General features: G+C 73.5%; 11 protein-coding genes. 4 read left to right on the top strand and 7 right to left on the bottom strand.

Annotated features, from left to right (window positions below; all coding sequences use genetic code 11):
- Window positions 1-99: 99 nt before the first annotated feature.
- Window positions 100-294, top strand: a complete 195-nt coding sequence (locus K7G59_RS00255; protein ID WP_225829711.1) for a hypothetical protein — start codon at window positions 100-102, stop codon at window positions 292-294.
- 305 nt (window positions 295-599) lie between these two features.
- Here the strand turns inward: K7G59_RS00255 and K7G59_RS00250 are convergent, their stop codons facing one another.
- The 5 genes from K7G59_RS00250 to K7G59_RS00230 form a co-directional block, all read right to left on the bottom strand.
- Window positions 600-893 (bottom strand): DUF1232 domain-containing protein, encoded by a 294-nt coding sequence (locus K7G59_RS00250; protein WP_225829710.1) that lies wholly within the window; start codon window positions 891-893, stop codon window positions 600-602.
- Window positions 894-917: 24 nt separating this feature from the next.
- Complete coding sequence (locus K7G59_RS00245; protein ID WP_225829709.1) at window positions 918-2,108, bottom strand: hypothetical protein; 1,191 nt, start codon at window positions 2,106-2,108, stop codon at window positions 918-920.
- 372 nt (window positions 2,109-2,480) lie between these two features.
- The gene (locus K7G59_RS00240) at window positions 2,481-3,845 is read right to left on the bottom strand and encodes an FAD-dependent oxidoreductase (RefSeq protein ID WP_225829708.1); all 1,365 of its coding nucleotides are present in this window, start codon (window positions 3,843-3,845) and stop codon (window positions 2,481-2,483) included.
- A 678-nt stretch (window positions 3,846-4,523) separates the two neighbouring features.
- A complete protein-coding gene (locus K7G59_RS00235; RefSeq protein ID WP_225829707.1) occupies window positions 4,524-5,201 on the bottom strand; it encodes a lipoprotein in 678 nt (225 codons plus the stop codon).
- 98 nt (window positions 5,202-5,299) lie between these two features.
- The gene (locus K7G59_RS00230) at window positions 5,300-5,941 is read right to left on the bottom strand and encodes a class I SAM-dependent methyltransferase (protein WP_225829706.1); all 642 of its coding nucleotides are present in this window, start codon (window positions 5,939-5,941) and stop codon (window positions 5,300-5,302) included.
- Between the two features lie 175 nt (window positions 5,942-6,116).
- On the opposite strand from K7G59_RS00230, the gene K7G59_RS00225 reads away from it, so the two are divergent.
- From K7G59_RS00225 to K7G59_RS00215, 3 genes are all read left to right on the top strand, one after another.
- Window positions 6,117-6,575, top strand: a complete 459-nt coding sequence (locus K7G59_RS00225) for an NAD(P)H-dependent oxidoreductase (RefSeq protein ID WP_225829705.1) — start codon at window positions 6,117-6,119, stop codon at window positions 6,573-6,575.
- Window positions 6,576-6,958: 383 nt separating this feature from the next.
- Window positions 6,959-9,124, top strand: a complete 2,166-nt coding sequence (locus K7G59_RS00220; protein WP_225829704.1) for an acetoacetate decarboxylase family protein — start codon at window positions 6,959-6,961, stop codon at window positions 9,122-9,124.
- 36 nt (window positions 9,125-9,160) lie between these two features.
- Entirely contained in the window at window positions 9,161-9,421 is a 261-nt protein-coding gene (locus K7G59_RS00215; protein WP_225829703.1) for a hypothetical protein, read from the top strand.
- Between the two features lie 48 nt (window positions 9,422-9,469).
- On the opposite strand, the gene K7G59_RS00210 is transcribed toward K7G59_RS00215, so the two are convergent.
- The gene (locus tag K7G59_RS00210; protein ID WP_225829702.1) at window positions 9,470-11,866 is read right to left on the bottom strand and encodes a DEAD/DEAH box helicase; all 2,397 of its coding nucleotides are present in this window, start codon (window positions 11,864-11,866) and stop codon (window positions 9,470-9,472) included.
- Window positions 11,867-12,161: 295 nt separating this feature from the next.
- Window positions 12,162-13,232 carry a glycerophosphodiester phosphodiesterase family protein gene (locus tag K7G59_RS00205; RefSeq protein WP_374114173.1) on the bottom strand — a complete coding sequence of 357 codons (1,071 nt, stop codon included), beginning with the start codon at window positions 13,230-13,232 and terminating at the stop codon, window positions 12,162-12,164.
- Between the last annotated feature and the right edge of the window lie 10 nt (window positions 13,233-13,242).

The following is a 13,242-nucleotide window of genomic DNA, read 5'->3' as shown; positions in this document are numbered from 1 at the left end:
GCCCTGTTCAAGAGCGCCCGGCACCCCGCGGCCGCCCGGCTCTACCTCAACTGGCTGCTCACACCCGCATGGCAGGCCGTCGGCCAGCACGGCTGGGGCGTGCGCACCGACGTCACCCCCACCGGGCAGGGGATCTGGGACGTCCCCAACGCCCACACCCGCGACTTCATCGACTTCATGGCCGACCGCGCCGCCGTCGAACGCCGGCGCCAGACCATGGTTCTGTACCTCGGCGAAGTCTCCGGGCCGCCGACCCCCGGCTGGCTCGGGCTGTTCCCCGCCCGCCACGCCTGAACGGCTCTGGCACCCCGCGATTCGACCACTGCGCGAATACGACGAGCGGGCCGCCACGGCGTCGAACGTCCTACAGGCGGACCGTCGCCCCGGCCTGCTCCGTCATCAGCGGCGGCTGGAGCCCGGGGCGAGCAGGCTGGCGCCGGTTTTCGTTCCGATGTTCCTCGACCCCCGTCCTGGGCACGTACGGTCGCCCGCCGCAACCGGCAGGGAGACCGGGTGGGCAGGAGGGCCGGGGAAGCCCTGCCGGGGTCACGAGCCCCCGTCACGGCGTCCCATCGTGGGTGCTGGTCATGGACTGCCGGTCATGCGCTGCCGGGCTCCGGCGGCCGCGGGTGGGTGGCCCTGCGCAGGCTGCGCAGGGCCAGGAGCAGGACGCCGATGTCGTCCAGGTACACCGGGTCGGGCAGCAGGTCGATGGGCAGCAGCAGGTACACGACCGCGCCCCAGAACACCCAGCGCGGGCCGGTCGGCAGCCCGGCCCGGCGCAGGGTGCGGCGGGCGCGGACCAGCCGGACCAGCAGGCCGACGGCGGCGGTCAGCAGCAGCACCGCGATGACGGAGGCCACCAACAGCAGGGTCGTCGTCGTGTCGTCCATGCGGCCTCCTTGACCGGGGAACGTCTACGCCGGCCGGTCGGTTCCGCCGGCCCCGCCGGTGCCGCCGACGTCACCCGGTCCGGAGTCCTGCGGTGCCGGGCGCGGCCCCTTGCCGGTGAACCTGAGCCGCTCCCACGTCCGCGTGAGCTGCTGCAGCGCGGACGGCGTCCACGAGCCGGGGCGCTGCTGCGGCAGGGCGGGCTCGGGCGCCGGTGTGTCACGGAAGGCGGCCAGCGCGGCGTGGGCCTGCTCGGCGGCCTCCCGGTACAGGTCCCGGGACTTCGTCATCGCCTCCAGCGCCTCGGCGTACATGGCGACGAGCTGCCTCTCGCGCTCCAGTTCCTCCTGAAGGGTCATCAGCGTCCAGTTCTCGCGCAGGTCCGCCAGCGCCTCCTGGGCGTCCTGCGGCAGAGGGCGGGGCAGGGCGGCGTGGTGCCGCAGCGCCGCAAGCAGTCCGGCCGGTTCGCTGCCGTCCAGGAAGACGCTGCGCACGCTGTGCTCCCGGCCGTCGTAGTCCTCCGGCGCCGGGTCCGGGGGCAGCAGGACGGCCCCGCCACGCGGCACTTCGACCCCGAGGTCCTTCAGTGCCCAGTTGACGGCCCGCAGTTGCTGCGGGGCGGCCCGGTGCTCCACCACGCGGTGTCTGAGGCCCGGCGGCAGCAGCCGGGTCAGCGGCAGCCGGCCACGCTCGTCCGGGGTCATCGCCTCGTGCACGACGACGTTGAGGCACCACGATCCGCGGGCCGCGTCCCGCAACCGGCGGCGCATCTCCTTGTCGTCCTCGGGCAGCGCGTTGACCTGCCGGAACCGTACGCCGAACAGCGTGGGGTGATGGTCCCAGGAGCCGTCGTCGCCGTCGGCGGGACCGGCCTCCGGCCAGAACAGTGTGGCGGGCGAGGGCCACGCCTCGTCCCACGCACGTTCCGCCTCGGCGACGAGCGTCCACGCGTGTCCTCCCGAACGGCCGGGCCGCGGTACGAGGGTGAGCCGGGCCCGTACGGTCACCGTGCCGCCCGCCCGCCAGCGCGCCTCGAAGATCCGCCGGGCGGAGTCCTCGGGCGCGGGTGGCTCCGCGAAGTCGTCGATGTCCCCGCTCTCCTTGTGCCGGACCAGGGTGCGGCGGACGACGTCCGCGGCGGTGGCTCCGGGGTGGCGGCCACGGGCCGCCCAGAGGGTCTGCGGAAGGGTGGCGCGGTCGGTTGCGGAGTTCGACATGAGCCAATCTGCTGATCGGGGCGGGTGCGCCTCCCAGTATCACCGTCCCGCCCCGCGACACGTCGACGGGGGCCCGGGACGGCGTGTGGTGTCGCACCGATCCGATGCATACCGGCAGCCGGGACGACTGCCAGAGAGCGGTCCTCATGGCCCCCTGTGTGCCGATGGACGCGCTCGGCCGGCTGTTGCCGCGCACCCGGCGCATGGACACGGGCCCGCCACCGCGCGGACGTGGGCTCGTCCGGCGGTGGCTTCGCCCGCACGGCCGGCCGCGCCCGCCCTGTCGGCGGCGGTGCTCGCGGTGGCCGGCCATCAGGGCCTCACGACACGCGCTGCCGACGTGGCGGGCACGGGCCTGGCGCTGTGGGGTACTTACGCCCCGCTCTCCCGCAGCATGTCCTCACGCTCGACGATCTTCACGCGCTCGCGTCCCTGCGGCTCGCCCAGGGCGCGCTCGGCGGCGTCCAGCTTGTACCAGCCCTCCCAGGTGGTGAAGCGGACGTTCCGCTCGGTGAGGAAGGCGTCCACGGCCTCCGGCGCGGGCGAGGCGGGGGTGTGCAGGCGGCCGTTCGCGTAGTCGTCCAGCAGGTTGGCCACCGTCTCGTTGGCGTCACCCTTGGTGTGGCCGATCAGGCCGACGGGACCGCGCCGGATCCAGCCGGTGACGTACGTCGACTGCAGGTGGGCGCCGCTGTCCTCGATGACCCGGCCGCCCGCGTCCGGGACCGTGCCCGACTCGATGTCCCAGGGCAGCTTGGGGAGTTCCTCGGAGAGGTAGCCGACCGCGCGGTACACGGCGGTGACGTCCCAGTCCTTGAACTCGCCGGTGCCCTTGACGTTGCCGGTGCCGTCCAGGGCGGTGCGCTCGGTGCGCAGGCCGACCACCCGGCCGTCCTCGCCGAGGATCTCGGCGGGCGACTCGAAGAAGTGCAGGAACAGCTTGTGCGGCCGGTTCCCGACGTCCCGGATCGCCCAGTTCTCCAGGGTCTTGGCGACCATGTCGGCCTGCTTGTTGCCGCGCCGGGTCTCGATCGAGCCCTTGTCGTAGTCGATGTCCTCGGGGTCGACGACGACCTCGATGCTGGGGGAGTGGTCCAGCTCGCGCAGCTCCATCGGGCTGAACTTCGCCTGCGCCGGGCCGCGGCGGCCGAAGACGTGGACCTCCAGGGCCTTGTTGGCCTTCAGACCGTCGTACACGTTCGGCGGGATCTCGGTCGGCAGCAGCTCGTCCGCGGTCTTGGCCAGGATCCGGGCCACGTCGAGCGCCACGTTGCCGACGCCGAGCACGGCGACCTTCTCGGCCTGGAGCGGCCAGGTGCGCGGCACGTCCGGGTGGCCGTCGTACCAGGAGACGAAGTCGGCCGCGCCGTAGGAACCGTCGAGGTCGATGCCGGGGATCGGCAGTTCCCGGTCGGCCATGGCGCCGGTGGAGAAGATCACCGCGTCGTAGAAGGCGCGCAGGTCGTCCAGGGTGATGTCGGTGGGGTAGTCCACGTTGCCGAACAGGCGGATCTGCGGCTTGTCGAGCACCTGGTGCAGGGCGGTGACGATGCCCTTGATGCGCGGGTGGTCGGGTGCCACGCCGTAGCGGATCAGGCCGAACGGGGCAGGCATCCGCTCGAAGAGATCGATGGACACGCCGGGTTCGGCGGCCACCTCGGACTTGAGCAGGGCGTCGGCGGCGTAGATCCCGGCGGGGCCGGCTCCGACGATGGCTACCCGCAGGGGGCGCGGCATGATCAGGTTCCCTTCGAGTGTGATCGGGTGACTCGACTGGGAGCCTAAGCTAAGGCAGACCTAAGTCAGTACGGGGGTCATGTCTATGACCTCATAAGGCGATCTTATGGGTTTTCCAGGTGGCTCTTATGTTTTCCGGTTGTCTCGCGTGGGCCGCACGATGCGGTGGCCGCAGGCCGCCCGGCGTCGTGGACCGGCTCCTCGCGGAGACGCAGGCTCTTCGAGCCCGCGGGGTAGGGGCGCCGGGGTGCGGCGGCGGAGGCGGGCGGCGCCCTGTCCTGCGCTCCGGTGCCGGGGAAAACGGCCGCCTCGGTGCGACCGCCCCCGTCAACCGTCGTGCCGCGCCCGGTGCCTGCGGGCGCAGAGTGTGCGGCGGCGCGGGGCGTTCGTACCGGGCGGTGGGCGGTGGGCGATGGGCGGTATGGGCGTGACGGTCGGCCCGGGCCCGGCGCGTGCCGCGTCGAACCACCGCCGGCCGCCTCGTCGGCGGCCGGGGCCGCGCGCCGGACGGTCCGTCCGCCAGGTGGCACGCCCCTCGGGCGCACCACCGCCACCGGCGCCGCGCGGGTCGCCGCGTGGTTCACGGTCACGTACGCGGCGTGGTCGTGAAGGAACTCGATCCGCTCCGGACCCGGTCGCGGCTCTCCGGCGGGGGAGGGTTCGCCGGCGCTGTCGCCGTCACGCCAACCGCAAGGTCCGCTTGGCGAGTTCGAGCGCGGGCAGCATCGCGTCGTGCTCCTCGCTGTCCAGGCCGCTGAGGTGCAGGACGACCGGGCCGTCAGGCGTGCTGACCGCGAAGGCGCTCTCCCGCTTCGTCTCGTCCAGGAGCTTGCTCGTGTGCAGGTACTCGACCTCCACGCCGAGGGCGCCGCCGCCCGTCTTGACGGCGTGGTAGCGCTCCTTGCTCGTGCCGTCCTCGGCGGCCACGAACCGCCGCAGCACGCTGCGCGCGTCGGAGTCGCCCGGCTTGCCGGTCCACACACGCAGGAAGCCGATGTTGCCGGCCGGCTTGGCGTCGATCTCACAGGCTGCCGTCACCGGCCCCTGACGCAGGAGCGCATCGGCCAGCGCCCCGCTCAGGTCGCCGTCGGAGCCGTTCGACCTCTTCGCCATCTCCGCCTCGGCGTGGATCGCCTTGGCCTTCCAGTGCAGGGCGACGTCGAAGCGGACGGGAAGTTCGCAGGCCGAACCGGCCGCGCCGATCGTGCCGCCGCTCGCGGCCGCCGGCCCCTTCGCCGCCGCCCCCTCCGTGCTCGGCGACGTGCTCGAGGCTGCCCCGTGGCCCTTGCCGTCTCCTTGGCCGCAGCCCGCCAGTACGGCGGCCAGAGCCACCGCCAGCGCCGCTCTCGCGCCCATGGACCCCACCCTGACCTGCACTTCGTCTCCCCTCGTGTCCAGGGCGGCCACTGTAACCGAGGGCGGCGGCATCGCCGTACGGAATATCCGTCCCGGTCTCAGTGCGCCTCTCGCCGGCAGCGCAGGAAGAGGTGCGGCTCGGGTGCGGCGTCGGGGTGGGCCGGGGTGAACAGGGCGTGCTCCTCGCCCAGCACCGTCAGGCCCGCGCCGGCCGCCAGCGCGGTGAAGTCCTCGGCGCCGAAGCTCGTCACGCGCACCGGCTGCCCCATGAAGACGGCCTCGACGTCCTGAACGTCCAACGGCACGGTGGCCAGCGCCACCAGCCCGCCGGGCCGTACCGCGCGCGCCATCCTCGCCACGACGGCGGCCTGCTCCGCGCGGGACATCTGGAGCAGTGCGAAGTAGCAGCAGACCGCATCGAACCAGCTGCCAGGGAGGGGGAGTTCACGGATGTCGGCCCGCCGGAAGGAAGCGCCCGGCACCTGCCGGGAGGCAAGCTCGACCATCACCGGGGAGACGTCCACACCGAGCACCTCGTGCCCCGCATCGGTGAGGGTCTGCGCGGTCGGCCGTCCCGTGCCGCTGCCCACGTCCAGCACCCGGCTGCCCGGTGCCAGCCCGTCCAGCAGCCATCGCAGCGACGCACCGTGCGGTGCGGACGCGGCGAACGCCTCCTCGTAGGCGAGCCCCAACGCGTCGAACACCACAGCGGCCGGCAACCGGTCGTCGTCCTCGGTCAAGACGGCTCCTCCCGTCGTCGTGTGCGGGTGTCCGGCATCGTCGCACCCCCGGAGGGCCGCCACAACGCCCCCGGGCCCGTGCCGCCGCCCGGCAGACCTCCGGTCACGCAGCCCGGACCGCCCCGGGTTCCGTGCCGTTTGCGACGGGCGGCGCACGCAGGGCAGGGTGCGGGATGTGCCCACCTTGCTGATCGTCCACCACACCCCGTCCCCGAACTGCCAGACCCTCTTCGAGGCCGTCGTCTCCGGAGCGACGACCCCCGAGATCGAGGGAGTGCGGGTCGTCCGGCGGGCGGCCCTGTCCGCGACCGTCTCCGACGTGCTCGAAGCCGACGGCTATCTGCTCGGCACACCGGCGAACCTCGGCTACATGTCCGGCGCCCTCAAACACTTCTTCGACCAGGTGTACTACCCCTGCCTGGACGAGACCCGGGGCCGCCCCTTCGGCTACTACGTGCACGGCGGCAACGACGTCACGGGCGCCGTCCGTGCCGTCGAGTCCGTCACCACCGGGCTGGGCTGGCGCCGTGCGGCGCAGGCGGTGACCGTCACCGGCGCGCCCGGCAAGGCCGATGTGCAGGCCTGCTGGGAACTGGGAGCCACGGTCGCCGCCGGGCTGACAGCCGACTTCTGAGCGCGCCCCCCGCTGCGCCGTCAGGGCCACGGGCACGGCCCGTCCCCGGCACGGCAGGAGTGCAGGGCGAGGGACATCCGCGGCGACGGTGCGGGAGCCATGTGCCCGAACGGCCCAGGCTCGGGGGCGGTGCGGGGGCGGCGGCGTCCTCTGCCTGGAGGGATGAAGGTGCGAGCCCGGTTGCCCTCATCGACCATGGGACCGGGGCCGCGTCCCGTCGGCGCGGCGTCACCCCGTCATGTGTCTTCGTGGCCCTACGCCTTCGTCGTCATATGTCGTTCCAGTCATGTGTCGTCGTACGTCCTCGGCCGTACGCCCTCCAGGCGTACGTCGTCGCGTCGTACGTCGTCGCGTCGTACGTCGTCTAGTCGAGGGAGCCTCGGATGCGAGCGGACGGCCACGCGCCCGGACGGCCCACGCCGGACGGGCGGGACGCCACGGAACTGCTGCGGCGCTGCGCGCGGGAGACGGTCGAGGTGGCCGAGGGCATCCGCGGGGTGTCCGCACGCACCAGCGCCGCGCTGTTCGCGCCGCCGCTGACCGCCTCCGCGCGCAGCCGTCCCCGCACCGGCCTCCCCGCCCGCTGGGCGCTGCTGCGGGCCCTGACGAACAAGCGGGGCCTCGGCTCCGCGCTCGTCGCGCCGAAGGGCATGGGGCACGTGCTCGGCACGGCCGGCGAGGTGCTGGGGCGGGAGAGCCTGGCCGCGCTGGTCGCCGTCACCTCGCTGCGGCTGAGGATCGCCGCGGTGCTGGCCGATCACCCCGAGTTCGCACGCGACCCGGGCATGCGCCGGCTGACGGAGGCGGTCACCGCCGACCGCGACGTGGAGTCCGTACGGGCGCTGCGCGCCCTGCTCCGGGACCAGGGGGCCCAGCGTGCCCTGTCCGGGCTGGCGCCCCTGATGGCCGAACTCATCGCCCTGCGCGCCCTGCTCGACGAGGACCCGAAGAACCACGAGACGGGCTGGGCGCTCGCCGCCGGCCGCACACTGACCGCCGGCCCGCTGCACGGCATCAGCGCCGCCCACCTCTCGGGCATGGACAAGGGCGAGGGCGCCGCCGAGGCCGTCGACCTGTCCGAGCAGGAGAAACAGGTCATCGCCACCGAGGGCTCGTTCCTCGGGTTCCTGCGCAACATCGAGGCGCTGTCCACCGGCGGGCGGATCCTCGTGCAGAACGTGCGCGGCCCCGACGGTGTCGTCCGCTACGTCGTTCAGGCACCCGGCACGGCACCCGGCCGCCCCCGCAACGACTCCCCGCAGGACTTCGCCGGAGCCTGGCGCAACCTGTTCATGACCGACTCGCCCTACACCCGCGCGATCCTGATGGCCCTGGCCGACCACGGCATCCCGCGCGGCGCCGAGCTCGCCCTGATCGGGCACAGCGAGGGCGGGATCGCGGTGCTGAACCTCGCCCAGGACGAGGAGTTCTGCCGCGCCCACAAGGTCACGCACGTCGTCGCCGTCGGCTCGCCCGTGGGCAACAGGAAACCCGCCGACCCGCGCACCTGGGTCGCCGGCATCACCAACCAGCACGACATGGTGCCCGCTCTCGACGGGAGCAGAGCCGGCTCGGCGTTCGACCCGCACCCCCACCGGTACGAGGTCGACTACCCGGGTCCCACCCACGAGTTCCCGCTGTGCCACATGCTCCGCGAGTACATCGAGCACCTGCGGACCGTCATCCCCGACGCCCGCGCGCACGTCGACGAGGCGCTCACCCCGTACCGCGGACCCGTCGTGCGCACCCAGGCCTACCAGCTCAAGGACCGTGCCCACCCGCCCGAGGGCTACCCCTTCCTCACCCTGCCCACCCACTGCGTCGCCACCGCCGCCGGTCCCGTCGACGTGCCGGTGCGCTACTACGACTCCTCCGCCGTCCACCTGTGCTTCCGCGTCGACGCCGACAAGGCGCGCGGCCTGCTGCCCGAGGTCACCTGGATGACGCCGAGCCGGCTCGGGCGGCGCGCGCTGGCGGTGCTCTCGCTGTACGAGCACCGCTGCAGCACGATCGGGCCGTACGCCGAGGCCGCCCTGTCGGTGCTGGTGGACGACCTGTGGCGGCCCCGCCCCTACGACATCGCCGCCGACCTGCTGCGCCGCGTCGACCTTCGCCGTACCGGCCGCTACGTCGTCTCCCTCGCCGTCACCACCGACGAGGCCCGCGCCGTCGCGCAGGAGATCTGGGGCCAGCCCGCGCTGCGCGTCCGCGCCCAAGCCGACCTGATGGACCGTCAGATCAGCTTCGGCTCGGCGGACCTCGGCCTCACCGTCGAGGGCCGGCTCGGGCCGGGCGTGCGCTGCCCCGAAGCCGACTGGATCCTCTACGGCCGCCGCGGCGAGAGCACCGTCCGCACCCTCGTACGGGCCCACGGGAAGCTGCGCCTGCACCCCGCCGCCGGCGTACGGCTGCGCCTGCACACCGCGGCAGCCGAGCCCCTCGCCGGTCAGCTGCGCCGGCTCGGCATGGTCACGGCCCGGCCCCTGTTCGTTCTCAACTGCCCGCAGTTCATGGTCCACCGCAGCGCCGGTGCCGTCCTGCCGCGCTGAAACTCCTCGTACCGACACAGCACAGTGGGAGCCGCCATGGTGACCGAATCCCCCCGCGCAGCCATAGCTGACGGCGAACTCATCGAGCACATCGGCGCGTTGAACGCGGACGCCGACCGCATGGACGGCTACGCCCGGCAGCTGCTGGCCACCGCGGCGACCCTGGCCGGCTGTCCCGCAGCGCCCGAGTGGAGCCGTACCACCCTGGCCCAGCAGGCCGCGGCCTGCACCACGGCGGCGGAGCAACTGCGCACCGCGGCCGGAGCATTGCTCGTCCACAGCCAGGCCGGGGACTGACCCCGAGCGCCCGCCTCATCCGCGGCCCGGCCCTGTGCCGGGCGGGGGTCAGCTCCAGCGCATGCCCAGCGCCGACAACTCGCCGAAACGTTCCGGGGTCAGGGCGGCGGCGCGGCTGCGCTGGTTGCTGATCCAGGCGCCGAGCCGGATCACCCGTTCCTGGTCGTCGGTCCTGACGGTCTCCACATGCCCGCGCGGCACACTCAAGTGCCCTTCCCGGGAACGGAACTGCTGGGCGGCGGCCAGGTTCAGCGCCCACTTGTCGGCATGCGAGACCCGCGGCCTCGGCCGCTCCTCCTCACCGGCCGGCCCGATGCCGAGCACGTGCTCGCACAGCCACCGCCGGCTCACACCCAGTCCGTCCCACCCGAGCCGCTGCGCCCGCACCCAGCGCCCCAGGTCCTCGCCCTGCCGTACGGCCTCGCCGGGAGCGGCCGGCAGCCGACCGCCCTCGGCCAGGTGCAGCCGGGTGAGCTGGAAGCAGCGCTGCCACTCCACCGGCCAGGCCGGGCACCAGGACGGGTCGATCTCCTCGAGCTGTTCCCGGCGCTCGTCGGGCAGATCGGCGCTGCGGGCCCGCTGGTTCTTCAGCCAGATCCCGACCCGGAACCCCTGGTGGGTCGCATCGTGCGGGGCGAGCAGATGGCCGTGCTCGGCAGCCCAGGCACGGGCGGCGGCCAGCCCCTCCTCCCAGGCGACGTCGAAGTGCGACCAGACCATGCCGAGCCGGTCCAGCTGCCGCACCCGTTCCTCGTCGAGCGCGCCGCGGGCGTGGAACCGCCGGGCGTCCGCGATCCACTGGCCGAGCGGGAACCCGGCGAGCGCACCCGGCCAGGCCGCCTCGTCGCCCTCCTCGGCCACCGGCACCCGGAACGTGAACGGCACCCGCAGGTCCCCGTACGCCCGCACATAGCAGGCTGCGGCCTCGACACCGCGCCGCCAGTGGGCGCGCTCGGGGTTGACGACGCGCAGCTCGATGAACGCGGCCAGCCGGGCCGGATCGCGGGGCGTGGAGAACTTCAGCAGCGCCCGCGCCGGACCGCTCACCCCGGGCGGCCCCTCCTGCCCCGCACCACCCAGCTCACGGCCCTTGGCGGAGCGGCTGCGCGCCTGCGGCACGGCCAGCCGCTCCACGATCCGGGTGTCGTGTGCGCGCAGCGCCTCCAGCAGTCGGGCCAGACCCGCGTACGCCCGGCTGGAGAGCATCGAGTCGGGGGTCTCGCCCGGCCCGAGCAGCACCGGCACGACCAGCGAGGCGGTCTTGCCCTCACCGGGCCGCAGCCGCAGCGCCCGGCCCACCGCCTGCACCAGGTCCGGCATGGAGCCACGCACGTCGGCGAAGTACACCGCGTCGCAGTGCTTGGTGTCGACGCCCTCGCCGAGCACCCGCACCGAGCTGAGGAACGCGCGGCGCCGGGTGCGCGCGAACTCCTCCAGGACACGGCGGCGGTGCGGCGCCGGATGATCGCCGCACAGCCACTCGGCCCACACCCGCCCGGGATACCGCCGGGGGCTCTCGGCGTGCAGCCGCTCGGCCACCCCGGGCAGCCCCGCCGCGAAGGCCTCCGCCTCCCGCACCAGATGGTGGAAGACCAGCGTGCGCCGCAGGCCCTCGCTGCCCGCCGCCTTGACCAGCGCGGTCTGCAGGGCGGCCAGCCGCGCCCCGCGGATCTCGTCCGTGCGGCCCTCCATCCCCAGCAGCTGCGCGGCCTGCAGGCGGGTGTCGGTGACGTCGACGCAGACCACCTGGTACGGCGCGCAGATCCCGCGGTCTATGGCCTCGGACAGCGTCAGCGTGTAGCAGCGGGCGCCGAACGGCCCGTCCGGATCGTCGTCCATGGAGGCGACCAGCTCACCCGGAACGGCCTCCTCCTGATCACCCTCTGGCTGCCACAGCCGTGGGGTGGCCGTCATGTAGAGCCGCCGCAGCGCGGGGATCCGGGTGTTGTCGTGGACGACCGCCCAGGGTTTGCCGATCCGGCCGGAGGTGCGGTGGGCCTCGTCCACGACGATCAGGTCCCAGCCCGGCAACCCCGCCGCGTGCGCGCGTTCCAGGGTGCCCAGGCCCAGGGAGGCGTACGTCGCGAAGACGGTCACCTTGTCGAAGGGGCCGACCCAGGCGAGCAGCTCGCCGGCATCGGTGGTGTTCGGGAACGCGGCCTGGTCACGGCGCAGCGAGGAGACGCCGATCACCGGCCCGCTCCGGCCGCCCGTCCGCCAGGCCTCCTCGGTCTGCGCGAGCAGGTCCAGCGAGGGCACCAGCACCAGCACCCGGCCCGCCCGCAGTTCCTCCGTGGCCCGCACGGCGACCAGGGTCTTGCCGGACCCGGTCGCCATGACCACCTGCGTACGCAGACCGCGCGGCGGCACGGCACCACCGGCCGGCAGCCCGAGCGCTCGGACCACCCGGTCCACGGCTTCTCGTTGGTGGGGACGGAGTCTCACACCTGCGACGATAGCCGCCTCTGCCGTCGCCCCCGTGCGCGGTCGGTCCCGGCCCACGGATGCGGTACGTGGGTCGCGGGAAAGCCCGGCGAGGCGGGAGGGGCCCGAACGACGCGGGGCCGGCCGGCTCGTCGACCTTGCAGATCACCGGCCCGAGGTGGTGCGCTCACCGGCGACACGGCGACACGGCGACACGGCGACACGGCGACACGGCGACACGGCGACACGGCGCCCGGGCCCGCCGCGCCCGCTCGGGGCGCAGCTCGCGGCTGTCTGTCCGGCCTGCCCGCAGTACTCAGGCCGTGTCGCGCGGGTCGTACGGGCGCGGCAGCCGCATACCCCGGTCGGCCATGATCTGCCGCACGCGGTCGGGGTAGTCGGTGATGATCCCGTCGACGCCCATGTCCATCAGCGTCTCCACGGTGGCCGGATCGTCACAGGTCCACGGCACCACCGTCAGACCGCGCTCGTGTGCCTCGGTGACCATCGCCGCGTCGGAATAGAAGCGGAAGTCCGCATCGCCGACCTTCCCGGACTGCGGGAAGCCGTAGTTGGGGGAGAGGGTCGTGACCCCCGGAATCGTGGCGGCGGCCTTCACGAAGTCACCGCCGTAGTCGTCGGCGTCGATCCCGCCCAGCCAGGGGGACGCGCCGGGCCGGCCGACCTGGAGGAAGTCGTAGTTGGTCAGCGCCACCAGCGGCCATCTGGGAGCCAGCCGGTGCATCGCCTTCAGCGCGCCCCAGTCGAAGGACTCGATGGTGACCTGGCGCTCGATGCCCGAGCGGTGGATCTCCTCGTACACCCGGCGGACGAACACCTCGCGGGGCGCGGTCTGTTCGGGCGCACCCGCCTCGACCTTGGTCTCGACGTTCAGCCGGACCTGCCCTGCGTGGTAGCTCCTGACCAGGTTCAGGACGTCCTTCAGCTCCACCATCCGGAAGCCCTTGACGACCTCCTGCTCCGGAAAACCGGGCAGTTGCCGGTAGCCGCAGTCCAGCGTCCTGATCTGGGCCAGCGTCAGGTCCTTGATGTACTTCCCGACGTACGGGTACTGAGGGTCGTCGGGCGTCACCGGTCCGGTGTCCCGGCACTTGACGCCGCTGATCTGCCGGTCGTGGTTGACGACGACCTTCAGGTCCTTGGTGATCTGCGTGTCCAGCTCCAGGGTGGACACCCCGAGCCGCATCGCCTTGCCGAAGCCCTCCAGCGACTCCTCGGTCGTCAGACCGATGCCGCCGCGGTGGGCCTGGAGGTCGAACCGGGTCCGCGGGCCACCGGGGGCGGCGTGCGCGGCGGCCGGGAACGCGAGCGCCGGCACCAGGGCGAGGGCGGCGAGCAGCTGTCGTACGGGCAGTCGTAAGGACATCGGGGACCTC

Source organism: Streptomyces sp. NK08204 (assembly GCF_020400585.1).
Lineage (GTDB): Bacteria > Actinomycetota > Actinomycetes > Streptomycetales > Streptomycetaceae > Streptomyces.
This window is presented reverse-complemented; position numbering and strand designations above follow the sequence as displayed.

What these genes read in the sequence shown, in the direction of transcription:
- K7G59_RS00250 (WP_225829710.1), bottom strand. Translation starts at nt 893, where the DNA reads ATGGACGACACGACGACGACCCTGCTGTTGGTGGCCTCCGTCATCGCG.
- K7G59_RS00245 (WP_225829709.1), bottom strand. Translation starts at nt 2,108, where the DNA reads ATGTCGAACTCCGCAACCGACCGCGCCACCCTTCCGCAGACCCTCTGG.
- K7G59_RS00240 (WP_225829708.1), bottom strand. Translation starts at nt 3,845, where the DNA reads ATGCCGCGCCCCCTGCGGGTAGCCATCGTCGGAGCCGGCCCCGCCGGG.
- K7G59_RS00235 (WP_225829707.1), bottom strand. Translation starts at nt 5,201, where the DNA reads ATGGGCGCGAGAGCGGCGCTGGCGGTGGCTCTGGCCGCCGTACTGGCG.
- K7G59_RS00220 (WP_225829704.1), top strand. Translation starts at nt 6,959, where the DNA reads ATGCGAGCGGACGGCCACGCGCCCGGACGGCCCACGCCGGACGGGCGG.
- K7G59_RS00215 (WP_225829703.1), top strand. Translation starts at nt 9,161, where the DNA reads ATGGTGACCGAATCCCCCCGCGCAGCCATAGCTGACGGCGAACTCATC.
- K7G59_RS00205 (WP_374114173.1), bottom strand. Translation starts at nt 13,232, where the DNA reads ATGTCCTTACGACTGCCCGTACGACAGCTGCTCGCCGCCCTCGCCCTG.